24 protein-coding genes are annotated in these 24,903 nt (G+C 52.8%); 6 read left to right on the forward strand and 18 right to left on the reverse strand.

The features are described 5' to 3' along the window. Window positions 1-7 precede the first annotated feature (7 nt). The 4 genes from SGR01S_RS04320 to SGR01S_RS04335 are packed head-to-tail and all read right to left on the reverse strand — an operon-like array spanning window position 8 to window position 5,043. Window positions 8-1,126: an ABC transporter permease gene (locus tag SGR01S_RS04320; protein WP_061806634.1), complete on the reverse strand. Its 1,119-nt coding sequence runs from the start codon at window positions 1,124-1,126 to the stop codon at window positions 8-10. Window positions 1,127-1,129: 3 nt separating this feature from the next. Then, on the reverse strand, window positions 1,130-2,257 hold the full coding sequence (locus tag SGR01S_RS04325) for an ABC transporter permease (protein WP_061806635.1): 1,128 nt from the start codon (window positions 2,255-2,257) through the stop codon (window positions 1,130-1,132). Further along, window positions 2,250-4,031 carry an ATP-binding cassette domain-containing protein gene (locus SGR01S_RS04330; protein ID WP_061806636.1) on the reverse strand — a complete coding sequence of 594 codons (1,782 nt, stop codon included), beginning with the start codon at window positions 4,029-4,031 and terminating at the stop codon, window positions 2,250-2,252. The genes SGR01S_RS04325 and SGR01S_RS04330 overlap by 8 nt, the downstream gene beginning before the upstream one ends. Continuing rightward, complete coding sequence (locus tag SGR01S_RS04335; protein WP_238320976.1) at window positions 4,018-5,043, reverse strand: HlyD family secretion protein; 1,026 nt, start codon at window positions 5,041-5,043, stop codon at window positions 4,018-4,020. Before SGR01S_RS04335 ends, SGR01S_RS04330 begins: the two co-directional genes overlap by 14 nt. A 109-nt stretch (window positions 5,044-5,152) precedes the next feature. Between SGR01S_RS04335 and SGR01S_RS04340 the strand changes: the two genes are divergently transcribed. Next, window positions 5,153-5,791, forward strand: coding sequence for a TetR/AcrR family transcriptional regulator (locus SGR01S_RS04340; RefSeq protein ID WP_061806637.1), 639 nt, complete (start codon window positions 5,153-5,155; stop codon window positions 5,789-5,791). A 60-nt stretch (window positions 5,792-5,851) separates the two neighbouring features. On the opposite strand, the gene SGR01S_RS04345 is transcribed toward SGR01S_RS04340, so the two are convergent. Beyond that, on the reverse strand, window positions 5,852-6,472 hold the full coding sequence (locus SGR01S_RS04345) for a LysE family translocator (protein WP_061806638.1): 621 nt from the start codon (window positions 6,470-6,472) through the stop codon (window positions 5,852-5,854). A 375-nt stretch (window positions 6,473-6,847) separates the two neighbouring features. Beyond that, window positions 6,848-7,780 carry a LysR family transcriptional regulator gene (locus tag SGR01S_RS04350; protein ID WP_061806639.1) on the reverse strand — a complete coding sequence of 311 codons (933 nt, stop codon included), beginning with the start codon at window positions 7,778-7,780 and terminating at the stop codon, window positions 6,848-6,850. 140 nt (window positions 7,781-7,920) lie between these two features. Between SGR01S_RS04350 and SGR01S_RS04355 the strand changes: the two genes are divergently transcribed. After that, window positions 7,921-8,808 (forward strand): NmrA family NAD(P)-binding protein, encoded by an 888-nt coding sequence (locus SGR01S_RS04355; protein WP_061806640.1) that lies wholly within the window; start codon window positions 7,921-7,923, stop codon window positions 8,806-8,808. A 255-nt stretch (window positions 8,809-9,063) separates the two neighbouring features. Then, window positions 9,064-11,250: a TonB-dependent siderophore receptor gene (locus SGR01S_RS04360; RefSeq protein WP_061806641.1), complete on the forward strand. Its 2,187-nt coding sequence runs from the start codon at window positions 9,064-9,066 to the stop codon at window positions 11,248-11,250. 54 nt (window positions 11,251-11,304) lie between these two features. Here SGR01S_RS04360 and SGR01S_RS04365 read toward each other — a convergent pair whose 3' ends face one another. Together SGR01S_RS04365 and SGR01S_RS04370 are read right to left on the reverse strand one after the other, a co-directional pair. Further along, window positions 11,305-11,754, reverse strand: coding sequence for a DMT family transporter (locus tag SGR01S_RS04365; protein WP_370452813.1), 450 nt, complete (start codon window positions 11,752-11,754; stop codon window positions 11,305-11,307). 19 nt (window positions 11,755-11,773) lie between these two features. After that, the gene (locus SGR01S_RS04370) at window positions 11,774-12,292 is read right to left on the reverse strand and encodes a GNAT family N-acetyltransferase (protein ID WP_037417069.1); all 519 of its coding nucleotides are present in this window, start codon (window positions 12,290-12,292) and stop codon (window positions 11,774-11,776) included. A 39-nt stretch (window positions 12,293-12,331) separates the two neighbouring features. On the opposite strand from SGR01S_RS04370, the gene SGR01S_RS04375 reads away from it, so the two are divergent. Further along, entirely contained in the window at window positions 12,332-12,901 is a 570-nt protein-coding gene (locus SGR01S_RS04375; RefSeq protein WP_037417067.1) for a helix-turn-helix domain-containing protein, read from the forward strand. Between the two features lie 27 nt (window positions 12,902-12,928). Here the strand turns inward: SGR01S_RS04375 and SGR01S_RS04380 are convergent, their stop codons facing one another. From SGR01S_RS04380 to SGR01S_RS04390, 3 genes are all read right to left on the reverse strand, one after another. Beyond that, window positions 12,929-13,222 (reverse strand): DUF2623 family protein, encoded by a 294-nt coding sequence (locus SGR01S_RS04380; protein WP_061806642.1) that lies wholly within the window; start codon window positions 13,220-13,222, stop codon window positions 12,929-12,931. A 154-nt stretch (window positions 13,223-13,376) separates the two neighbouring features. Then, complete coding sequence (locus tag SGR01S_RS04385) at window positions 13,377-13,964, reverse strand: nitroreductase family protein (protein WP_037417064.1); 588 nt, start codon at window positions 13,962-13,964, stop codon at window positions 13,377-13,379. 87 nt (window positions 13,965-14,051) lie between these two features. Continuing rightward, window positions 14,052-14,933, reverse strand: coding sequence for a LysR substrate-binding domain-containing protein (locus SGR01S_RS04390; RefSeq protein ID WP_061806643.1), 882 nt, complete (start codon window positions 14,931-14,933; stop codon window positions 14,052-14,054). Between the two features lie 120 nt (window positions 14,934-15,053). Here SGR01S_RS04390 and SGR01S_RS04395 point away from each other — a divergent pair, with 120 nt between their 5' ends. Both SGR01S_RS04395 and SGR01S_RS04400 read left to right on the forward strand, forming a co-directional pair. Then, a complete protein-coding gene (locus SGR01S_RS04395) occupies window positions 15,054-15,689 on the forward strand; it encodes a flavodoxin family protein (RefSeq protein WP_061806644.1) in 636 nt (211 codons plus the stop codon). 146 nt (window positions 15,690-15,835) lie between these two features. Then, window positions 15,836-16,930, forward strand: a complete 1,095-nt coding sequence (locus SGR01S_RS04400) for a glycosyltransferase family 9 protein (RefSeq protein WP_061806645.1) — start codon at window positions 15,836-15,838, stop codon at window positions 16,928-16,930. Here SGR01S_RS04400 and SGR01S_RS04405 read toward each other — a convergent pair. The 7 genes from SGR01S_RS04405 to SGR01S_RS04435 form a co-directional block, all read right to left on the reverse strand. Further along, a complete protein-coding gene (locus SGR01S_RS04405) occupies window positions 16,918-18,096 on the reverse strand; it encodes an O-antigen ligase family protein (protein WP_061806646.1) in 1,179 nt (392 codons plus the stop codon). The genes SGR01S_RS04400 and SGR01S_RS04405 overlap by 13 nt on opposite strands. After that, window positions 18,074-18,982 (reverse strand): WaaZ-like lipopolysaccharide core biosynthesis protein, encoded by a 909-nt coding sequence (locus tag SGR01S_RS04410; RefSeq protein ID WP_061806674.1) that lies wholly within the window; start codon window positions 18,980-18,982, stop codon window positions 18,074-18,076. Before SGR01S_RS04410 ends, SGR01S_RS04405 begins: the two co-directional genes overlap by 23 nt. A gap of 260 nt (window positions 18,983-19,242) precedes the next feature. Then, a complete protein-coding gene (locus SGR01S_RS04415) occupies window positions 19,243-20,364 on the reverse strand; it encodes an alkylhydroperoxidase domain protein (protein ID WP_061806647.1) in 1,122 nt (373 codons plus the stop codon). Further along, window positions 20,361-21,407 carry a putative FMN-dependent luciferase-like monooxygenase gene (locus tag SGR01S_RS04420; protein ID WP_061806648.1) on the reverse strand — a complete coding sequence of 349 codons (1,047 nt, stop codon included), beginning with the start codon at window positions 21,405-21,407 and terminating at the stop codon, window positions 20,361-20,363. Before SGR01S_RS04420 ends, SGR01S_RS04415 begins: the two co-directional genes overlap by 4 nt. Beyond that, complete coding sequence (locus tag SGR01S_RS04425) at window positions 21,397-23,073, reverse strand: dipeptide ABC transporter ATP-binding protein (protein ID WP_061806649.1); 1,677 nt, start codon at window positions 23,071-23,073, stop codon at window positions 21,397-21,399. The genes SGR01S_RS04420 and SGR01S_RS04425 overlap by 11 nt, the downstream gene beginning before the upstream one ends. After that, window positions 23,070-23,960 carry an ABC transporter permease gene (locus tag SGR01S_RS04430; protein WP_061806650.1) on the reverse strand — a complete coding sequence of 297 codons (891 nt, stop codon included), beginning with the start codon at window positions 23,958-23,960 and terminating at the stop codon, window positions 23,070-23,072. The genes SGR01S_RS04425 and SGR01S_RS04430 overlap by 4 nt, the downstream gene beginning before the upstream one ends. Beyond that, complete coding sequence (locus SGR01S_RS04435; RefSeq protein ID WP_061806651.1) at window positions 23,957-24,901, reverse strand: ABC transporter permease; 945 nt, start codon at window positions 24,899-24,901, stop codon at window positions 23,957-23,959. Before SGR01S_RS04435 ends, SGR01S_RS04430 begins: the two co-directional genes overlap by 4 nt. Window positions 24,902-24,903: the final 2 nt, after the last annotated feature.

Raw genomic sequence — 24,903 nt, forward strand, 5'->3', positions numbered from 1 at the left:
CTCTGCATCAGTAGAGTCGGTTACGAAACAGCCACGCGGCCAACGGCATGGTGATAACTGCCATGGCTATCATGGGAATAAAATCAAAAGCGACGTCGCTAAACCCAGCGCCTTCGAGATAGACCCGCCGCACAAGATCAATGGCAAAACGCAGTGGATTAGCATAGGTCAGGGTATCAAGCACCGCAGGCATGGTTTGCACAGGAGTTAGCAATCCGGAAAGCAACATGAGCGGCATGATGAGTAAGAAGGTGTACAACATGGCCTGTTGCATGTTGATGGAAACCGCTGAAATCGACAGCCCCAGACCGACAGCTGCAATATTGAAACTGAGCAGCCCGAAATAGAGAAGAAACAGCGACCCGTTCATTGGGATCTGGAACCAGAATAATATGACCAAGAGGATGATTGTCGATTGCACCAACCCAACCAACACCGGTGGGATGGCTTTGCCAATTAGCAACTGCATGGGCGTAAAGGGTGTGACCAGAAGTTGGTCAAAGGTCCCCTGCTCCCGTTCTCTGGCGACCGAAAGAGCCGACAACAACAACGTCTGCATCATACTGATTGCCGCAATCAGCGTGGGCATCAATCCCCATCGAGACTCAAGATTCGGATTATACCAGGCGCGGACCTCAACATTTATCGGTGAAAGGTTGCCTGTCCTGCGCTGGTTAAAGTCGTTGACCACCGCGCTGATATAACCTGCTGCCGCACCTGCGGTAGAGGAATTACGGCCATCGAGGATCACCTGCAATGGTGACGTCAGTCCCTGGTTAAGCTTATTTTCAAAATCAGGTGGGAATGTCAGTACCATCAAGGCTTTCCCGTCCATTACCACCTGCTGAATTTGCGAGGCTGACGTCAGCGTGGCGGTTCGGTTAAATACGCCAGTCCCGTCCAAGTGCGAAATAATTTGTGTTGAAGCCTGACCCCGGCTTTGATCCAGTACAGCATAGTCAACGTGGTTAACATCATAGGTTGCCGCGTAGCCAAACAGTAACGCCTGCATAAAAACGGGAGCAATCAGGATCACTCTGTTGGCGGGTTCTTTGACAATGGTCAGGATTTCTTTTCTTATCAGAAAGCTGATGTGCCGCAGCCATTGTTGGAATTCAGATATCATGCGCTACCTCAGCCGTTTGCGAAGGGAAAGTCGTGAGGCATTAATCAGGATAACCGCATAGAGCAGCAGGATGCCGCATTGGCGGAAAAACATCGGCCAGTCATCACCACCCAGAAACAGCGTCTTGATAAGTGACATGAAATGGGTTGCGGGTAAAATCTGACTGACAACCTGAACGACTATCGGTAAGTTACGGATATCAAAAACAAAACCAGATAGCATCATCGCAGGCATAAAACTCGCAATCAGTGCAATCTGGCTGGCCAAAAACTGGCTTGGCGCAAAGCCTGATATGGTCAACCCCATCCCCAGCGAGACCAACAAATACAGTAGTGAAGACGTAATGATGGCGAAGAGAGAGCCTCTGATTGGGATCGCAAACAGGTAATGCGCAGCAAGCAGGCAGATAACGAGATCGACAGTGCCAATCACCATATAAGGTGCAAGTTTGGCCAACACCAGTTCCAGTGGGCGAACGGGTGTAACAAACAAGGCTTCAAGTGTTCCCCGCTCACGCTCACGGGCAATCAGCAGTCCGGTAAGAAATGCCCCAATCAGCGTCAAGATGAGGACGAGGATCCCCGGCACAATAAACCAGGTACTGATCCCGGCTTCGTTGAACCACATGCGTTGTTCAATGGATACCGTGCCTGTCGTTGACGCGAGATTTTGTCTGTCAGACTCAATCGCCGTCTGCGTACCCAATGCACCGATGATATAGCTCTGTGCCGCAGAGGCAACGCTGGTGACAGCCCCGTTGAGCAATACCTGCAATGTGCCATTTCCCGACGCCGTGCTTTCGGCATAGTCTGAAGGAATCCGAACAATGGCATCAATCTCATCTTTCTGAAGTGCTGCCTGCGCAGCAACGAGGCTCGGGTACTCCTGCACGGAGAGATAACGACTACCCTGTAATGCGGTAAGGACCTGATGGCTCTGAGTGGTATGCTGCTCCTGCACCACCGCGACACGCGCCGTGCTCAGATCAAAAGAGACGCCGTAACCAAACAGCAAGATCAGCACGATGGGCAGTAGAAACCCGACCGCAAGGTTGCTTTTATCGCGTATCAACTGGCGGGTTTCTTTGCGGGTCAGCGAGATCAGACGACGAAGGAACGTTGAATCATTCATTACTGAGCTCCTTTTGAGCCACCTGAGCACGGGAATTTTCGACAATGGCAATAAAGGCAGTATTCATGTCTGCTGTATGGTCAAGTCCTGCGAGCTGACGGACTTCTTTAGGCGTACCCAACGCCAGCAGCTTTCCCGCATCCTGAATCGCAATCCTGTCGCAATATTCGGCCTCCTCCATAAAATGCGTTGTGACGATAATAGTGATGCCTTTGTTCGCCAGTTCGCCAATGGTGTACCAGAACAGACGCCGCGCCAGTGGATCGATACCGCTGGTCGGCTCATCGAGAAAAACAATTTCCGGTTCATGCAACAAAGCTACTGCCATGGATAAACGCTGTTTGAATCCTCCAGGCAGTTCGCCGCTAATGGCATCCGGACTCAGTTCAAATTGCTTCAGAGAAGCCTCTATCTGGCGGTTCAGTTTTTCACCAGACAGGCCATAGGCTCCCCCAAAGAAAGTCAGGTTGTCCCGTACGCTGAGGTTGCCGTAAAGGGCAAATTTCTGCGAGACGTAGCCAATACGGGCACGCGCTTTCGCCCGCGCTGTGCGCAGGTTCATTCCGGCTACTTCCAGTTGCCCGCTGGTCGCAGGCAGCAACCCACACAGCATACGGAACGTGGTCGTTTTCCCTGCGCCATTCGGCCCTAACAAGCCGAAGATTTCGCCGCGTTTGACGTCAAAAGAGGTATTGGCAACCGCGGTGAAATCACCAAATTTTCGCACCAGATCTTTCACGACGATGACCGGCTCGTCACTGTCGCTATTACTGTTTTGTGCGGAGACCATTTCCGCTTTTACCGGCCCGCCAGGCGCAGTCGAATCGTGCTGCTGTGCTTGATGCAATAACAACATGAAACCATCTTCCAGTTCTGCTTCCCTCGGAGTGGCATTCACTTCACGCGGTGTGGTTTTATCATCGGCAGATAGGCAGATAAAGCGGACGGCATCGCCTTTGGGTACTGCATCAGCAATGGCGTCGCGCTTTTCGAGTAGATGAGCCTGTAAAATACGTGATTTAGTGCCTTGTGCAGGAACGGCCAACCATGTTCTACCTGCGGCCTTCTGACGCAGCATTTCAGGTTTACCCTCTGCGAGGATTTTGCCCTGATTCATCACATAAATTTGCGCGCAGCGCTCGGCCTCGTCCATATAGGCGGTACTGATGATAACGCTCAGTTTTTCATCTTTAACCAGCTGTTCGATGATTTTCCAAAGATCACGACGAGAGAGAGGATCAACCCCGACGCTCGGTTCATCAAGCAGCAGCAAATCAGGGGAACGCACCAGCGTGCAGGCCAACCCCAGCTTTTGCTTCATACCACCTGAGAGCTTTCCGGCTGGGCGCGCCGTAAAGCGGGTCAAATCGGTTATCGACAGCAGTCGTTCGAAGCGTTCTTGTCTGACCTGCGAGGGAACGCCATGCAAATCCGCGTACAAATCGAGATTTTCCTGCACGCTGAGATCCTCATACAGCCCAAAACGCTGCGGCATGTAACTGATGCGGTTTTGCACTGACTGCGGATCTGCGGTCACATCTGTGCCCAATACGGTCAAGCTGCCTGAACTGGGTTCATAAAGCCCGGCAATCAGCCGCTGAAAGGTGGTTTTCCCCGCACCATCAGGGCCAACCAGCGCAGTCAACTCCCCAGCACGAATGTTAAGCGTCAGGCCATCCAGTGCACGCGTTTCAGGAGCATTTTTGGTGACACCTGGAAACAGACGCACCAAGTCGTGTGCAATGACGACATGCTGATTATCAGTTACTGGCATCGCGCTGATTCTCTGGCTGAGTATTGATAGTCACCGTTGCGGGTTGCCCCATACGCAGAACGTTATCAGGGTCGTCAACGACAATGCGGACTTCAAATACCAGATTGGTTCGCAGATCTTCAGTCTGGACAGATTTTGGCGTGAACTCAGCCACAGATGAAATGAACCCAACTTTGCCAGTTACTGGTTTATCCGGAAATGAATCAGTGAAGACCTCTGCCGGCATGCCAGATTTCACACGCCCCAGATCACCTTCATTCAGCCATACGCGGACCCATTTCGGCTTGCTAAGAGCCAGGGTATAGACCGCTTTTTGTGGACCGGTCATGTCACCGGGTTCCTGAAGACGTGCCCGGACCACTGCATCTACAGGAGAACGTAATTCTGCCTGCGAGAGATGGTATTGCATCAACGCCAGCTGTGCCTCGGTAGCGCGAACCTGCGCAACGGAAGCTTCACGTTGCTCTGAGCGCACACCTTTTTCCATCAACGTCAGGCTGGCCTGACGCTCTTTCACGTTAGCCTGGGCGATACGGAGATTACTGCGGGCCGTGTCCAGTTCCTGCTTACTGACCCCCTTTCCTCCTGTGCTGGCGGAAATGCGTTGAATGCGGCTGATGTCTTCAGTTGCTTTTTGTAATTGGGCCTGTGCCGAGGACAATTGGGCTCGGGCCTGAGCCAGTTCTTCAGGCCTTGCCCCAGCCTGCTGTTCACGCACCGTTTGCTTCTGCGCATCTAGCTGCGCCTGGGCCTGCTGCTCCTGAATTTTCAGCGCACGAGTATCCAGCGTGGCGATAACCTGTCCGGCACGAACCTGATCGCCCTCATCGACAGTGAGCGTGCTAATACGGCCGCTGTCTTCGAATGCCAGTGAGACCTGGCGAATGTCGACATTTCCATGCAGCGTCAAGTGACGCTTATCTCCATCGTGACGACCAACCAGCCAGAAAGTCGCCACGGCAATGATAAGAGCCACAACAACTACCCCGGCGATGATTTTTTTATTCATCATAAAAATGTCCTGATGTTCCCTGAGACACTTAGTTTAAATTCAATTTAAACTTTAATTGTGTAATAATAAACCCTTCTTGTCGAATTAACTTATCTGGAAGTTGTGGATTATGAGCAGAGCGCGCCGAAGCGATGGGAATATCACCCGGGAAAGCATCCTCGAAGCAGCAGGAGAGCTGATCGCAGAAAAGGGATTTGCACAGACCACTAACAAAGAAATTGCTAAAAAAGCCAGTGTTGATCTGGCTGCAATCAACTATCACTTTGGTGGACGTGACGGGTTATATCTCGCTGTACTGACACATGCCCATCACCATTATCTGGATGGTGAGCAACTCGCACGACTTGCTGCATCTGAGCTACCCGCAGAAGATAAGTTAGGCACTTTTCTGGAAACGTTTCTGTCAAAACTGAGCAATCCGGATGACTGGCATGGCAGAGTGTTTGCACGTGAGATGTTGTCTCCATCAGCACAACTCGGTGATTTTATTAATGCTGAAGGTGCTGGAAAGATTCAGTCGGTAAGGCGGATTGTGGGTGAAGCAGCAGGTCTCTCAGCAGAAGATCCCCGCTTGCTCCCTTGCATGCTGAGTGTAGTTGCACCCTGTATGATGCTGATGGTGGCGGGTAATCGTATACCAGGACCTGTGAAGGAAATCGTCGCGATGCAAACGAAAGTGCTCACGACGCATTTCAAACTTTTCTCTCTGGCCGGATTAAAAGCTATACGTGAGAACAAACCAAGCTGATTGATTCAGGAATAGTTAATCGTCATCGGTTAACTGGCCGCGTTCTTTTTAAAAGGTTGTTTAGCGCTTACTGAACGCCAGCCGGGCTGCAAATAACAGAAAAATCATACCTGTTGTACGATCCAGCCAACGGATCACTTTCTCTTTTTGCAGCAGGGATGCCAGCGGACGCGTTGCACCAATCAACATCATTGACCAGGTAATACCAATCGCCATATGAATACTCACCAGCGCAAAAGTCCAGATAACGGGTGAATGCCCCTGTGGTATAAATTGGGGTAAAAAAGAAACATAAAAGATACCCACTTTAGGATTCAGGGCATTACCGAGAATGCCTTTCAAGAACCAGTTTGAAGCAGGCTTTCCGGAAGTAGCTGCGACTGCAAATTGCTTCCTTGGACGCAGCAACATATTTATGCCTAGCCATGTCAGATAAGCTGCGCCGCAGTACTTTAGAATGTCATAAGCAAGTTCTGAAACAGCGATAAGTGCACCCAAGCCGAAGGCTACCGCCGCCCCCCATATTAAACAGCCGACACTGATACCAAGCGCAGCATGAACGGCCTGTTTTCTGCCTTCAACAGTCGCCGTTCTTAATACCAGTGCGGTATCCAGGCCCGGTGTTAAGGTCAACAGTACAGCGGCAAAACTAAACGCCAGAAGCGCGTCCATAACGGACATAGCACAATCTCCAGGTCATTAAAATTACGTACGCGTGCTGGATTATGGATTCCAGCCCCTTTCACTTTACGAACACATCGTATAAAGCTTACTTATCCGGGTCACGGCTTTTCTTATTTCATCAAAGGAATGTGGTGTGCTGCATTAAAGTCCTGCGATTTTGAACCACCAAGATAATCTGCGCCCTATTTATCAACCCCCCGTGCTGTTAGTAATGTCCCCTTTTTGCATTTAACAACCAACACAATAACAAGGGCCTTTGGATTGCCACTACAACATACCGCCGTAGTTTTTATTCATGCCGGGGAGTAACCTTTCATGGAAGAAAAACCTTAATTTTTACTATTTTTCAAATAATTAACAGTCATCACCACTTCAAAAAGGACCCAGCCTACTGCCTGATGGGCCCAGATTGTCGGTCAGGATCTTTAGCAATGCACGGACTTTAGGTAATGCCTGACGGCTTTTGAGCCAAGCCAAATTAATCGGCAGACCATCGGTGGCCAGATGGGATAACACTTCAACCAAGGTACCCTCTTCAAGCTGTCGTTTCACCAACCAGGTGGGCAATTGTGCAATGCCGTGCCCTGCCAATACCGCGGTGAGCTGCCCTTCTGCATCGCCGATCGCCACCCGCGCGGGTAACACCTTTTTCTCGCTGCTGTTGGGTTGCACTCCGGCAAAATGCCAGGGCGTGGGCAGACCGTTTCCTTCGCCGTAAACCACGCAGCTGTGATTTTCTAAATCCTGCTCGGTTTCCGGTGTACCCCGCTTTTTCACGTAGGACGGTGAAGCACAAAAAATATGTCGTTGTGCCCCCAGATAACAATGCCCCAAGGTATTTGGCCAAATATCAGCGCCACCGATACGTACGATGATGTCGATACCTTCTCTTACAGGATCAACAAAGCGATCAGAAAAGGAGATATGCGGCATCAACAACGGGTGATCCTCAATCAGCTTCAGGATCACCGGTAATGCATGCAGACGGCCATAGGAAGCAGGCAGATCAACACGCACTTTACCCTGTGGTTGGGCGTTTTCGGCCTGTATTGAGAGTTCCGCCTCCTCCAGTTCGCCAAGCACGCCGGTGCACGTGCGATAAAACGTTACCCCCGCATCAGTCAGTGACAATCGCCGCGTGGTGCGGTGAAACAACCTAACCTGCAAACGCGCTTCTAAACGTGCAATGCCTTTACTGATAGCAGAGCTGGTCAAATTCATGCGTTCTGCGGCGGCAGTAAAGCTGCCCATGTCCGCCACACAGACAAACAAGTCGATACCTTTCAGTCTTTCTGAAGAATACATAGCCCACCAAATTGATGAATTTAATTCCATAAACTTGGTAATTTATAGCCTAAATAGGAATATTTTTCTCAGTAAACTCCTCTCTATCGCCAGGCATTAGACCCATGCCTTATTCAGTTATAAACAAAAGGAGTTTATTCATGCGCATAACGAAACCCAGGGTGCTGATTACCGGTGCCACCGGCCAGATAGGCGGTGATACTCTGCGTATTCTCCAGACGGACCCTTCCATCACTCTGGTCGCTGCCGTGCGCTCATCGCAAAAAGCTGCGCCTTTTGAGGCTCAAGGTATTCGCACTGTCATTATGGATTTTGATAAAGAAGACACGCTGGTGCCCGCGCTACACAGCATTGACCGTGTCTTTCTGGCAACCGGTTACACCGTCGACATGTTGCGTCAGAGCAAAGTGTTTCTCGACAAGGCAAAACACGCAGGTGTGCAGCATATTGTGCACCTGGGCGCCTGCGGCCGTGACGATACCACTATTGCACACTGGGCCTGGCATCAACTGATCGAACGTTATATTGAAGCCTTAGATTTCTCCTTCACGCATTTACGACCAGAGTGCTTTATGCAAAATCTGATCGGCTACGGCGGTGTTCCGGCGGTCATCAACGGCGTCATTGAGCAATACACCGGCGATGCCCCTTTCAGTTGGGTGGATGGTGAAGACGTTGCGCTGGCAGCGGCCTATTCACTGCTGCATCCTGAAAAACACGCGGGCAAAACTTATCGTCTGGGTTATGACGCCAAGTCTTATGGCGAGATCGCTGCCATGATGACCGAAATACTAGGCCAATCGTTCCGCTATGAAGCACATGATCACCGCGTTTTCCTCGAGAATATGCGGCAATCCGGAGCCGAAATGGCTTATATGAATTGCGTGGGTGACAACCTGCGGCGCATTGCCGAACGTGATATTCCCGGCGTCGAGGAAACGTTTGATAACTTCCCGGAAATAGCAGGCAGAGAGCCTGTGCGCTGGCCTGCGTTTATTCGCAAGCACCGGGCCGCTTTTGCCTATTAAAATTTACTAGTACGCCATTATCAGGCCCCTTCGCTCAAACCCGAACGGGCCTTTATGTACACTCATCCCACCGTTTGATCCCACCTCTTACTCACTGAATTAAACATAAAGATTATGCATTCCCTGCATGCCTGAGCCGCCTGAAACAGAATGTGGAGATATTGTGAATTTGCACTTCCTTTACGATAAATGCAAATGATTATCGTTACCATAATCATTCAATAATATTTGCACACACTTTCAGGGATAAGATGCATGATTTACACAAAAGCTTTCAAATTGAGACCGGGCGCGATACTGCTGGCAGGGTTGATTAGCGGTAGCGGCTATGCCGCTGATGATCTGGCGGGTGAAAGTGAAGAAATGGTGGTCTTGGCACCGGCAGAGGAACAATTAAAACAGCAACCTGGCGTCTCCATTATTACCGCTGAAGACATCGCCAAGGATCCTCCGGTCAATGATTTATCCGACATTATTCGAAAAATGCCTGGCGTGAACCTCACCGGTAACAGCGCCAGCGGCAGCCGGGGCAATAACCGTCAGATCGATATACGCGGGATGGGGCCAGAAAATACACTGATCCTGATCGACGGCGTCCCGACCACGTCACGTAATTCGGTCCGCTATAGCTGGCGCGGCGAAAGAGATACCCGCGGCGATACCAACTGGGTGCCAGCAGAAATGGTTGAACGTATCGAGGTTCTGCGGGGCCCGGCGGCGGCACGTTACGGTTCCGGTGCCGCAGGTGGGGTAATCAATATCATCACCAAGCGCCCAACTAACGACTGGCACGGAAGTTTATCTCTGTTTACCAATCAGCCAGAAAACGACAAAGAGGGGGCGACAAAGCGCACTAACTTTAGCCTCAGCGGCCCATTAGCTGACGATGCACTCACCATGCGGTTATACGGAAACTTCAACAAAACCGACGCCGATGCTGCTGATATCAACACGGCACAAAACGGTTCCTATGCTGCCGGTCACGAAGGCGTGCGCAACAAAGACGTCAATGCCCTCTTCTCCTGGAAAATGACCCCAACGCAGATCGTTGATTTTGAGCTGGGCTACAGCCGCCAGGGGAATATCTATGCCGGCGATACCCAGTACAGCAACGGTAACCTTAGCCCGAACGATCTGGTGTCATCACTGTACGGGCAAGAAACCAACCGTCTATATCGCCAGACCTATGGCATCACCCATAACGGCATCTGGGATTGGGGGCAGTCACGCGTCGGCGTCTATTACGAAAAAACCAATAATACCCGCCTGCAAGAAGGGTCTACCGGGCGTGTGGAAGGGATGATAAACAGCGACCAATACACGACCAGTCGGCTGCAAAATGTCAGAACTACCGGTGAAGTGACACTTCCGTTAGACCTGTGGTTAGACCAAACCATGACGCTCGGTGCAGAGTGGAACCGGGAACAGCTTAACGACCCCGCATCCATGCAGGTCACGGACGCCAGCGGCATCACCATTGGCGACATATCCGGCGATCCTGGCGGCCGCAGTGCTAAAAACAGTGCTGAACTTAGCGCTCTGTATTTCGAAGATAATATCGAAGCCGTACCCGGTACTTTGCTGATTCCCGGCCTGCGTTTCGATTATCACAGTAAATTCGGCAGTAACTGGAGCCCGAGTCTCAACGCTTCACAAGAGCTTGGCGACTACTTCAAACTGAAAGCGGGCATTGCACGCGTATTTAAAGCCCCTAACCTGTACCAATCCAGCGAAGGCTACCTGCTTTCTACCCGTGGCAACGGATGCCCAAATAATATTGCCTCAGGAAGTTGCTACCTGATGGGTAACAACGATTTAGATCCCGAAGTCAGCATTAACAAAGAGATTGGTCTGGAATTCGCCTATGAAGGATTCAATGCCGGTATCACCTACTTCCGTAACGATTATAAAAATAAAATCGTCTCGGGTACCGATCTGGTGGGCTACGCCTCTAACGGTTACAACATTTTACGCTGGGAAAATGGCGGCAAAGCGGTGGTCGAAGGCTTAGAAGGCAGCCTGGTGATCCCGGTGATCAAAGATCGGCTTAGCTGGCGCACCAATGCTACCTACATGATCACATCAGAGAACAAGGAGACCGGCAATCCACTTTCCGTGATCCCCAAATACACCGTCAATACCATGCTGGATTATCAGTTGACCGATAAGCTTTCAACCAATGTCACCTGGACCTTTTATGGCCGTCAGAAACCACGTGAGTATGCCGAAATCCGCAATGAAGTGGGTTCGCTGGCAACCAATGAGGTGGGGGCCTATTCCGTAGCAGCGGTTGGAGTGAATTATGATCTGGCCAAGAACCTGCGTCTGAATGCAGGCATAAGTAATCTGTTTGATAAGGAGTTGTATCGTGAAAACGAAGGTGCGTCGACTTATAACGAACCCGGCCGCGCTTATTATGCTGGTATGACGTTGTCATTCTGATTGACTAAGATGCAGATTAGCCCGTTCGGGGAAACTGAGCGGGCCTTTTAGCGTTCAAAAACTTCGCCTAGCCACCAGAAAAGCACCAATGACCAACAATACACCGCCCAAGAGTGCAGGCAAATTTTCGCGCAGTGCCGCTGGCCCGGCTTTGTAGATATCCACCATCAGCCCCGCAACTAACTGGCTGGCAACCAGGACGGCAATGGTAGTCGCCGCCCCCAGCTTCTGGTAGCCCAGGATACCGGAGAAAACAAAAAATGAACCCAGCAAACCGGGCAGCAACATCCATATCCTGAGTGTGCCAGTCACCTCCGCCAACGCGCTCACGCCGTTTTTGGCAAACAATAACCCCATCAATAACAACAGGCCAACGCTGGAGTTGATCACCAACGTAATCAACACCGTCGACACACTTTCAGTAATACGCACCATTAGCAGGTTCTGGATAACCAGACTGATCCCGGCGGCCACCAGCAGCAATAGCATGATATTCATAGCGATCCTGAATTTTTCGGCACGATTAACGGGCCGGTGGCTCGTTGTTGTCATCGAGTTTTAACTGCAAGAAGGTCAAATCCAGCCATTTACCGAACTTGGCGCCCACTTCGCTCATCCGTCCGACCATCTCGAACCCCAGATTGATGTGCAACTGCACGGAGGCATGGTTACCGGACTCAATACCCGCCACCATCACATGTTTGCCAATTGCCCGCGCCTGCTCAATCAGAGCGATCAGTAACGTTTTACCCACTCCGCCACCACGGCAATCCTTGCGGACATAAACCGAGTGTTCGACAGTGTGCCGGTAACCATCCCAGGCCCGCCAGTCACCAAATGAGGCATACCCCATCACCTCACCCGCCTCATTAACCGCGACCAATACCGGATAACCCGCAGCTTGCCGTTCCGCCATCCAGGCCTCACGGTTCGCCGCGTCGACGCTAAGTTCATTCCAGATCGCCGTCGTATTAAGCACAGCATCATTATAGATAGCCGCAATACCTGCACTATCGGTTATAGTCGCGTTACGGATAAGCATGTTGACCTCTTGGTTGACCGTCCACTATCATACTACGATATGAATAATAAATTAGACAACCTAAATCAACGCATCGGCGCGCGGATCCGCATCGAACGTGAAGCACGCCATTGGTCATTGTCCGATCTGGCCGAAAGGGCCGGAGTTTCGCGTGCCATGGTGCACAAAATTGAACGCGGTGACAGTAGCCCTACGGCGATGTTGCTAGGTCGCCTCTCTGGCGCGTTCGGCCTGAGCATGTCAAAACTGATCGCCCGGGCGGAAACGCAAGAAGGTCGGTTGATGCGCCAACAGGATCAGCCGGTTTGGGTCGATCCCGACAGTGGCTACATCCGCCGTCATGTGTCTCCGCAGTCGGATATGCCACTCGATCTGGTGCGCATTGAACTGCCTGCCGGCGCGGAGATCCCCATGCCAGCCTCAGCCTACGCTTTTATGCGGCAACTGCTTTGGGTGCTGTCAGGTTCGTTGGTGTTTCAGGAAGGCGAAACCCGCCATGAGATGGCTGAAGGTGATTGCCTTGAACTCGGTCCGCCCACCGATTGTGTATTCAAAAATGAGAGCGCCGAAACCTGCATTTACCTGGTGGTAGTGATGAACAAGGCCTGACGCTGTCAGGCCCTAAACGGATGACGCTTAACGTTGTGGGTCCCGGTTATAGCCTGCGCAGAAAAATTTCTCGGCCAAGCGATTAGCGCCGCCAGAGAAGAACTCACTCATCAGCTCCCCATTGAGATCGTAGGCCCGGCAAAGCAGCCCGGCCTCGAACGCTGCCTGATTTTCATCTCCTAAGCTTTCCGCCAAATGGTGGGCATACCCCAACACAAAACCCCGTTTGTAGTCACAGCAGAACCGGGATAACTGATCGGGTGGGCTGGCGTCCTGCGCTTTTAAACCGGCCATCAGTCCCTTGCCGAAGTGATTGTTCATGGAACCCCCTTTTCTCACAATGATCGCTATATAAAACATTATATAGCGATCATTGTGGCCATGGACATACTCACAAAGTTTTACCTCAACGTCTTACGGCATAAAAAAGCCCGCAGAGCGAAACCCTGCGGGCTAATCAGTCTTTGAAGATCTATTACAGGGTGAAGTTCAGCCCTTCCACCACAGTCTGCTCAAGTGGCAAACGGCCTGAAGGGATCTCTTTTTGCTGCAGGAACTCAGGCAGACGGGATTTATCCCCCGCTTTACCGATAGCCACGATGCCATGCACTTGATAGTTGTCAGGCAGATTGAGCGCAGCTTTGATTTTATCGTGATGGATGCCCCCCATGCAGTGGGTCAGCCAGCCTTTCAAATGTGCCTGCAACGCCAGGTTAGCCCAAGCGGCACCGGCATCGAAGGCGTGGCTTGGGTTACTCACTTCTTTTTCACCGTTCAAACTGGTGGTTTTGGAGATGACCACCACCAGCGCCGAAGCGTGTTGCGCCCAACCGCGGTTAAATTCAACCAGGAAATCCAGGTAGCTGTCCCAGCTGGCCGAACCATGTTTGCTGTAGGCAAAGCGCCATGGCTGAACGTTATACGCTGAGGGCGACCAGCGCGCGGCTTCAAAGAAGCTCAGCAGGGTTGCATCGTCAATAGGATCATTCGCCAGCGCGCGCGGCGACCAACGTTCAATAAACTGCGCATCAATCGGGTGATCGGAAATTCTTGGCTGGCTCATGGACATCTCTCTCATGGGTATGGAATAACAACGTTATCTGATATTCCCATGACTCACACCAGCAAAACTTTTATTTTGTGCTATTGCTCAGCGCAGGAGCTCTTGTTGCAGCCAATCCAGGAACGCCCGTACCGGCGGATGTCGTTCGCGACCCGGTACACACAGTGCGGTATAAGCGGCACCCGGCACGCGTATTTCCGGACGATAGGAAACCAATAAGCCATTACGTACCAGATCGGACACCATCACCGAACTGGCCAACACCAGCCCCTGCCCAGCCACCGCTGCCTGCAACGCATAATGCTCTTCGTCATACGCCCGTAACGTCGTGTGCTGTTGCCACCAATCAACCCCGGCAGCCTGACACCACTCGCGCCAGCCGTTTTCATACAAGGTAGAGTCATGCCAGCGAACAGTGATCAGTGCGGGCGTCTGCTGTTCCGCTGCGCACAGACCTGGGGCACCATAAACACCAAAACTCTCCTCCAGCCGCGCCGCCAGATGCAACTGCGGGTAGTTTGCACTGCTGTAGCGAATAGCAATGTCCACACTGGCGTCCTGCTGTAGGTCAATAACCTCGCCGCAGGCTTCCAGGCGGACCAGATAATGCGGATAGGCCTGATAGAACCGCCCCAGACGCGGGACTAACCACAGTGCAGCGAATGAATGGGTGACCGAAACACACAATGAGCCGGCGCTGGGTACAGGGCGTAGCGCATCCAACGTCATTGCCACATCAAGCAGCGCAGTGTGCACCCTGGCAAACAGGCGTTCACCCTTCTGCGTCAATCGCACGCCGCGCGGTACCCGATCGAACAAGGCGAAACCCAATTGCTGTTCAAGGACTTTGATCTGATGTGACACCGCCGTCGGCGTAACCGCCAACTCCAGTGCGGCTTGTTTAAAACTGCGCAAGCGGGCAGCGGACTCAAAGGTGCGTAACGCAGTAACCGGCAGCGTGGCAAACATGGTGTTGGTTCCGTAAAGGTGAATTCAATTCATCCTGGCAGAGTAAAGCTCATTTGTCGCTGACGCTGAACACGCCGTAAATTGACTATTCACACTCGTTGCTAGCAAACGGAGAGTTACATGAATTCATCTAATCACCCAAAACATCTTATCGTATTGGTCGGCAGCCCACGCCGTGACGGCAACAGTGCCGCTTTGGCCCAAGCCGTGATGACCGGCGCCGCCGAGGCAGGAACAATAGCCAGCCTGCATTTTCTAGATGATTACATCAGCGGTTTTCTAGCGGATGAGCGCCATGCAGCACCGCCTTCCGACCGTTACGGTGAACTGTTCCTGACACATTTTCTGCCTGCGGACGCGGCTGTGTTTTGCACCCCACTTTACTGGTATGGCATGTCGGCGCAAACCAAAGCCTTTTTCGATCGCTCTTTTAGCTATTACGCCAGCACCTACCCCGATGCGGAACAGGTGCACCAGCGTATGAGCGGTAAGCGCATCGGGCTGACCGTGGCCTCAGAGGAAACGTACCCTGGTGGTGCTATGGGGATTGTGCATCAGATTCAGGAGTTCAGTCGCTATACGCATTCCGAGTTTGTCGGCGTGGTACAGGGGGCAGGCAACAACCGCGGTGAAATCAGCCGTGATCCACGCAATCCACTGCTGGCCGCTCACGAGTTGGGACGCGATATTTTCACTCGTCACTACTCGGATTACCGAGTGGATACGCCACGCAGCCCGCAAGTTTGGCAACGTTGATTCGCCAAAAGGGGCAGTTTGCTGCCCCTTTATTAAGGTTGCGCAAGTATATGTAGCAATATATTGCCGCCCATTGGCCCGTTAGGATAAACATCATATGATGTGTCCGTCAGACCGGCACGCCAATCAACTCAAAGTGAAATAAGATGTCAAAACAATGGAAAATAACGGCAGCCAACGCCTGTCTGCAGGTGTACACCCGGTTCGGCGGCAGCGTTAAAGAAAAAGCCAGTTTTCATCCGGGCCTGACGTTTAATCGCATTGTTATTTTCTCCACCACCGCACTTGGCGATCTTATGTTTAATACGCCAGCTATTCGCGCGGTGCGTGAACGCTACCCAACGGCACACATCACGCTTATTTCAAGCTATAAAAACAAACAATTGGTCGCAGAAAGTCGTTTCTTTAATGATGTTATTTATTGGGATCATAAAGCAAAAGACATGCTCAGCGTTATTCACCAGCTGCGTAAACATAAGCCTGAACTGGCGATCATCCTTCACTCCAAATCCCCTTATGACGTCATTGTCGCCATTACCGCCGGTTGCCACTATGTGTTCAAAGATGCTTACGGCAACAAGGCCACCGGCATGGAGCCCTGGCTGAGCGGAGTCAGCCGCAGCACCGGCGGGCATTTAATTCAGCGCAAGTTGGATCTGGTGGCGCAATTGGGGTGCCGCACAGACAATACCGAGATGTTTATTCCCATTGAGTTTCCACCGGTGAATAAAACCAGCGGCAAAACCCTGATTGGTTTCCAAATGGGGGCTTCCGAAACCTTACGTTGCTGGCCCGTTGAACGTTTTACTCATCTGGCCAAACTGCTGCTGGCGCACTCGCCACACAACCAGATTGAGTTAATTGGCACCCCTAAAGAGCTAGCCATCGAAAAGGCCTTCATGGCCGGACTGACGGCTGCCGAGCAACAACGCGTGGTCAGCCACATGGGTAAAACCACCCTGCCGCAACTGCTGGCAGTGATGTCAAACATGCAGGTTTTGGTCACCGGCGACACTGGCCCCCTGCATCTGGCCATTGCCCTCAAAACCCCCACCGTCAGCCTGTTTGTCACGGCAAATCCGCAGCATACTGGCCCCTATCAGAATAGCGAGTTGCATCAGGTTATGTACGTGCCCACGGATACGATACAGCTCAGTGCAGCCCAACGTCGCCAGCCGCTTAGCATCATCACTGAGCATCAGGTTTTTGATAAAGTGGCGGCTGCGCTTCAACGCGGCTGATCAGCGATCGCATGGGTAGGTTGGGCAAACACCATGGCCAACGGGAACCAAAACAGGTACCAAAACTCGGCCGGATTGGCGATAACAAACATGCCCTGCGAGCAATAGAAAATCAGCATGAAAAAATACAATGCGGCTTCCAGCCGTCGCCCGGCGTTGAGATGGCGTACAGCGAGCACTGCGCCAAATACCAGTAATCCTGCAAACAGGCTAAACCCGACCAGCCCCCCCTTGAGTAATGCCCCCAGGTACAAGCTATGCGTCGTATGAATAAACTCGCCGGTGTAATTGGTGAACGTCAGTTCTTTATCAAATCCATAGCCAAAAAATGGCGCCTGCGCTATCAACATCCCACTATGCTGCCAAATACTCATTCGTACAAAACTCTGCTGATACAGTTCTTCAAAACGTGTAATCAGCATCTCGCCAATGGGTGAAAAAACAACCACCATTGCGGCAAGTATCATCGCGGCCACAATAGAAAAAACCGTTTTTTTATTCAGTGCCAAGTAGGATGTGGTTAATGCCAGTGCGGCTAGCAGGGCAATCAAAGGCCCACGGCTTTGCGTCAGCACCATAAAAGCAAAAAGCACCGGGATCGACAGAAGGGCTTTTTTTTGTTGGGTATCACGAAAAACAATCAGGCTTAAAATAATCCCCAACGCAGCATAGCCGGCAAGGTCTATCACATTACGCGGGCCGGGATTGGCGTCAGATGTTTCTCTTAGGGTATAAATTACACGGTAATCAACCCATGCCAGATACAGGCATAGCAAGGTGATGCCGGCGATCACCCCGCACAGTAAAAGTGTACGTCGTGGACTTTCCAGCACAGTGATCAACAGGCCAAGATAAATCAGGATATAAGCACTGTGCGTCAAAGTTGACGCCATATTATCCGGCGTGCCCCCCCAGAGATTACTGGCAGAGTAATAGGTGAGAAAACATGCGGCCAGCAGTATCCCCACCACCGTCGAACGTCTGTTAAGCCAGACTTGTCGAAATGCAGGTTTGGAGAGCAACGTAAGCAGGAAGAAAAATGCTGCGATATGGAATAAATTATTTACCCGGGTGAAACCACAGAAAATAGCACTGAAAAAAGAGAATGCCAGAAAAGCGTAAACAGAGATCAATGCCGTTACATCAGTTCTTTTTGAAAAAATCATTACAATCAACCTTTTCAAAAATACTTGTATCTATGGCACTCCCCAACGAAAAATTCCTTACGACAATATTCTTTTTTTTCATTCTTTCTCCAGCATGACTAAACGCCGGGATAATCAGGTCATCAACCTTCTCCGGTAAGAAGGTTGGCAATTGGTTTTCCGGTGTCTCATAAAATCGTGGCAAGTGGAAATTGTTCATATCCAGCCCTGCAATAAAGAGCTGTTTAAACCCCAAAAAGGCAATTATCTGAAAAGCCCAATACACCACGGTACCGGCATCGAAAATACCATGTCGAATGTCATGGCTAAATGCGATGGATTTACAGACCGGCGAGAAATCAACACACTGATCATGGCGATAATGCTCCCACAAAGCCAGCGGATTGATTTTGGGGTTATAAATTTTGAAGGCTGCGTCCTCAACCACGGCAAACCGGCATTTCACCCCGGCCAACGTGAACCGGTCAATTATTTTCGCCACGCCGTGTACCGTCGTAAACAGGATTAAGTCAGACTCAAGGATAATATCCTGGATAATATCCGGCCGCCGATCGATAAAGCCCATATCGACAATCACGTAAAAGCGAAAGCGCACCTGTTGGCTTAAGGAATAGGCACCGTTGACTCCGATAGCCGGCATATCCGGGATATCGCTAAAGCACATTTTTTTTACCGAGGGTCCCGTTGCCGTCAGCAATACCGGCCCCTGCCAACTGTCTTTCAATGCTGACAAGGTCACTATCGGCACTGTTTGTCTTTTGTACTCTAATACCGCAATTTCTCCGCTTTCTGCACGTTCAATTTTCACATACGGCCAGAGGTTTTCATTGTGCCGGTAAGGCCGTGTATGAGAATAACGATATACCTGCTTAAAAAAACTTCCCATCGCGCCGTATCCCATCGAAAATGCGTCCTGCCAAAATTAGCTGTCTATTTTTGAATTAAATTCACTGATGGGCTGAGTATCGGAGTATTAGGGGTGATGGGGCAATTTTTTCAATTTGAATTATTCGTCATGATAATGACAAGAGATGTGTGTATTTGTTAATCAGGTTAATAATGTGTAGGGAACAGTAATTATTATTTTAATTATACCGGGGCGAATAACGTATCCCCGGTTATTTCAGCTAGGGCTTTGCACTCACTTTACCGATCGTCGAAGGGTTCTCCAAGGGTCAACATCAGCCGATTCGCCCAGGCAAAGAAGGCCGTTGACTGTACCAGATCCAACAGGGCTAGCTCATCCAACCCCAACCCGCGCAGCTCCGCCAGATGAGCAGCATTAGCCTGCGGCGGCGTAGCAGACAATGCAGCGGCAAAGTCTATTAGCACGCGCCACGGTTCTTCTTGCCCTTCACTCAATATCTCTCCCGGCGCTACGTCCAGCAGACGTTGCACCTCATCCGCCTGCCTGGACAATTGCGCTGCCTTGCGAGCATGTACCGAAGCGCAATAGATGCAGCCATTCACCTTGCTCGCGACCGTCGCCGCGAGTTCACGATCTTTACGCTCCAATCCGTCCGAGGTATAGAAAATCGCGCGATCCGCTAATGTCCGCTGTTCCAACACCGGATGATTGCGGGCCAACAGACGGAAATATTCCGAATCGCTATGCCCAAAGCGTGTCAACAGCGCCTGACCTGCTGCGTCAAATTCCGTCAACGGTTTAGCGGCAATCCACGGCTCCCAGCCCAGTTCCTGACGCGTAAATACCGGCGGCGCATGGCGACCACGCAGCGTGGTCGATTCGGTACGCCAACGGCCTGCCCTGACCGGCGCACCAACAGCGCCCTCTTCTATCGGCTTGCCGCCAAGCAACCTATATCCCGTCAGCAGACGGCTTTGAAAGCTGACAAACGCGATCAGTTGCGACAAGGTGACAATATCGTCCAGCGACCAACCGGCCTGTTGGAGCACCTGTAGATGTTGCGCGTCGGCACTGGCAGGTTTAAACGCCAGCCGCTCGGCATGATCCAGAGCTGCCTGTAAATGTGCCCCTTCCTCTGCACCACCTTGTTGTTGCAGCAATGCCGCATAATGCGTTGAGAGTGGCTTGTCTGCATGCCATTCGCTGATACGCTGCGCGATTTGCAGCCGCTGCGCTAAGGAAAATCCGCCCACGTCTGCGGGGGAAAACAGCGCAAGGTAACTGGCATGAATCGCATCTGTCGCCGCCTGCCGTGTTGCTCTTGCCTGTGCCAGCGCAGAACCGGGCGCAATCTCTGCCAACGCAGCCAACAGGTCTTCATTGTTCAATTGTGCAGTCATACCTTTTCCTCAGCGTGATGTTCATAGGAGACAGTAATAGGTGTACGACGTTGCCAGCCCAGTTCAGGCGCAACATGACGGGCGATTAATTCAATCGAACGCAGGATATGAGCATGCGGTGGATCAATGGAATGCACCTGAAATGCCAGGTCAGTCACCCGCGCCAGCGCACTGTCTTTCTGTAAAGAAGCAATGACCTGATCCGGGCTGCCAAGATGCACATCAAAGGCGCGGATCAGCCCATCGAGCGATTCATCAGACGGGCGATGGCCGCTGGCTCGCAGGCGCTCAAGCCCACGGCCAAGTCCCTGCGCGGCAAAATCTCGTGCCAGTTGGCCATTGTCAGTGACCAATGCCGTGCGCGAGCCCATAATGCGCGGCGCGATCCCCGGCGGTAACGCTGCCAGATAGGCGTCAATAATCGGGTTCTGCAATTCGTCTAGCGGCAGATCCGGTGTATCTGCCGGACGTGGTTGAGTCCGCGACAGCATCAGGCCGTCACCGGCGCGTCCGGCGCGTTCGCCCCCTTCCACCGAAAAAGTGGCCTGCCAAACCCGATCAGCCAACTGAGGTACCGCCGGATACAAGCGATTGGTTTCATCACCCAATGCCTCGCCGCGCCAGGCACGCAGCAGAATGTTGAAGTTGTCGGTGAACACTGCGTGGCGCTGCTGAGCATCGAACCCGAAGGCGCTGAACGAAGACGGCGTACCACCGGCGGCAATCCCCACCTCTAGCCTGCCGTCGGACAGCAGATCCAGCACGGCGGTATCTTCCGCCACACGAATGGCCGACTCCATCGGTAGCGTGATCACCCCGGTGCCGAGCCGGATATGGCGAGTACGCGCCGCCACCTGCGCCAAAAATACCAACGGAGAAGGCAATCCTCCCTCATCCTCATGAAAATGGTGCTGTGCCACCCAGGCGCTATCAAACCCGGCCCGTTCGGCATGTGCAATCTGTTCGGTCGCCAGTCGGTAGCGCTGCTGCGCACTCCCCTGATCCAGTAACCGGGTGAAAAAACCGAGTCTTTTACTGCTCATAGATCGCATCCTCAACCTCAGGCGGTTCGGCATTAAACTGACGACCGGGAATGGCCTCAATCAACTGACGGGTATAATCACTGCCAGGCAGGGCGAACAGCTCGCCAGTCTCGCCATTGTCCACCTGTACCCCACGGTGCAGCACCGAAACACTGTGTGAAATCTGCCGTACCGTCGCCAGATCGTGTGAGATAAACAAATAGGTCAGCCCCAGTTCCTGCTGCAAATCCTGCAACAGTCGCAGGATCTGCGCCTGTACCCGGACATCCAATGCCGACGTCGCTTCATCGAGCACCAGCACGCGTGGTTGCAAGACCAGCGCACGGGCGATCGCCACCCGTTGGCGCTGGCCGCCGGAGAGTTCGCGGGGTTTACGACTCAGCAATTCATTCGGTAGCGCGACCCGTTCAAACAAATCCCGCACCCGGCGATAGCGCTCCGCTTTGCCCAGTGGTTCAAAATTTAGCAACGGCTCTTCAATCACCTGATACAGCGTTTGCGATGGATCGAGCGAGCCGAATGGATTCTGGTACACCAACTGAATACGGCGGCGGAACTGTCGCAGCGCTTCGCCTTTCAACTGGGTAAAATCGACCCCGTCGATAATGATTTGACCGGCGTCCGGTCGTTGAAAACCGAGCAGGCAGCGCGCCAGCGTGGTCTTGCCGGAGCCAGACTCCCCCACTAACGCATGGGTGGTGCCGCGCGGTACGCTAAACGACACCTGATCCAACGCACGGTAGGTTTTGCTACCGGTGCCATTCAGGCGGAAGTCTTTCACTAACCCATTGACCTGGATCGCCTGTTCTTGCAGGGCATGCCCGATAGGTGGCCGCGGCGTGGCGTGGCGCAACGACGGTACGTCGGCAAACAGCTGGCGGGTATAATCACTGGCAGGCGCGCCCAACACCGCGGCGGTTACACCTTGCTCCTGCACCCGGCCATGGCGAAACACCAGCAGCCGGTCGGCACGCTCCGCCGCCACAGCCAGATCGTGGGTCACCAGCAACACCGCCGTACCGAACTCTTGCCGTAACTCGTCGATCAGATCGAGGATGCGTTTTTGCACCGTGACATCCAGCGCGCTGGTTGGCTCATCAGCAATAATCAACGCAGGTTGTAAAGCAATGGCTATCGCAATCAACACGCGCTGCTTCATGCCGCCGGAAAGCTCGTGCGGGTACTGACGAGCCCGCAGTTCCGGGTGCGTCAGACCTACACGGGTCAACAGAGCAGCCACTCTCTGTTGCACCTGCTTACGCGGTAACCGACTGTGAATATTGAGGATTTCCGCCACCTGTTCGCCAATGGTTTTTACCGGGTTGAGCGAGCTGGACGGATCCTGCGGGATCAAGCTGATTTGCGCGCCGCGCACGGCGTCCAAACGCCGCGACGACCAGTGGCTGATGTCAGTTCCGTTGAGGCGGATGGCCCCTTGTTCCAGACGACCATTTTCCGTCAGCAGGCCAATGATCGCCTGCGCGGTGGTCGTTTTACCGGAACCTGACTCTCCCACCAGCGCCACCACTTCTCCGGGCTGGATCGAGAACGATACCTGGTGAACCACACGCTGGCTGCCGGTTGCGCTCTGATAGGCGATAGACACCTGATCCAGCTCCAGCACCGGCGTCGCTGCCGATCGTTGCAATGCAGTCTGAAGGCTCATCGTTGGGTTCTCCCGAATGAACGGCTGATGCGGTTGGTCGCCAACACCACTGCCACTACCGCCAGCCCCGGGAAGGTCGTCAGCCACCAGGCGGTCGAAATGTAGTTGCGCCCTTCAGCGATCAATAGCCCCCATTCCGGCGTCGGCGGCGGGGTGCCATAGCCCAGAAAACTCAGAGTCGCGATCGCCAGAATAGCGCTGCCAAACTGCAACGCCGAGAAGGCGATCACCGATGTCAGCGAGTTCGGCAGAATGTGCCGCCATAGCACCGCCCAGAAGGTGCCGCCGCTACCATAGGCCGCCTCGACGTAATCACTGTGGCGCACCCGCACCACTTCGGCACGCGCCAGGCGGGCAAAGTTGGCAACCGAAGTAATACCGACGGCGATGGCGGCATTAACCGTGCCAAAACCCAACAAAATAATAATGCTCAGTGACAGCAGCAAACCGGGGATCGACAGCAACACATCAACGAAGCGCATCACTGCCTCATCGACAATTCCCCCGACTGCACCGGCAATCAGCCCCAACGCTGTGCCCAGCACTAACCCCAGTGCAACTGCCACTAACGCGGCAGACAGTGTCTGCGAAGCGCCATACACCATACGTGCATACAGGTCGCGCCCGAGTTGATCGGTGCCCAGCCAATGTGCGCCGCCCGGCGCCAGCCTCTGGGCGCTGGCAATGCCTTCTGTACCGCTGTATGCGGTAAATAACTGCGGTGCCAGCGCCCAGAGCACCGCAATGGCGATCACCGCCCACGCCAGCAGCAGCGTCAGCGGTACCCGACGACGACGCGGACGGCTGGTGGATAAGGTCCCTTCGCTTTCCAGTCCACCCAAATCACGCTCATGCACGACAGTTTTTTCAAAGGAGATACTGCTCATACGGCGGCTCCTGTGTGGATTTTCAGACGGGGATCCAACAGTGGGAACAGCAGATCCACCAACAGATTGAGGCTGACGAAAGCGGCGGCCGAGATCACCACAATGGCTTGTAACACCGCCACATCCTGATTCAGGACTGCCTGTAAGGTCAGTTGCCCCAACCCGCTACGACCAAATACGGTTTCAGTGATTAATGCACCCGCAATAAGCTCGCCAAGCAGAATGCCCGCAATCGTCAATGTGGGCAGCATGGCGTTGCGGGCTACATGGCGCCATAGCACCCGGTTACGGCTGGCACCTTTGGCGCGTACCACGGCAACAAACGGCTGAGTCTGCACCTGATCAATACAGCGGATCAGGATCTGCGCCAGTGGCGCGGAGATCGGCACGGCCAATGTCACAATCGGCAAAATCAGTCCCTGCCACTCACCCGGGTTAATCACCGGGATCAGCTTGAGTTGAAACGAGAAAACCTGAATAAGCACGATACCCAGCCAGAAGGTCGGCACCGAGACAAAGAGCGACGGTAGCGATTGCAGTGTCGATCTTAGCCAGCCAAAACCACTCAGATTGGAAGTAAAAGCAATTGCCAATGCCAGGATCAACGCTACCGTGAACCCCAACACCGCCAGTTGCAGCGTCGCGGGCAGGTTAGTCGCCAACAGTTCGGTCACCGGCACCCCAGCCTGAATGGAATACCCGAGGTCACCGCGCAACACATTGCCCAGCGCATGCAGGTACTGCTGCCACAGCGACACATCGGCACCATAGGCGGCGCGCATATCAGCGATCTGGGCCGGACTGAGCCCCATATCCGGGTTCTGAAACTTAATCAGGATGGCATCGCCGGGCAGTACCTGCAGCAAGATAAACGACAGGCTAAAAGTCGCCCACAACACCAGCAGCGCCAGCCCAATGCGCCGCGCCAAATATCGGCTCATCA

It is taken from the genome of Serratia grimesii NBRC 13537, assembly GCF_001590905.1.
Taxonomy (GTDB): Bacteria; Pseudomonadota; Gammaproteobacteria; order Enterobacterales; family Enterobacteriaceae; genus Serratia; species Serratia grimesii.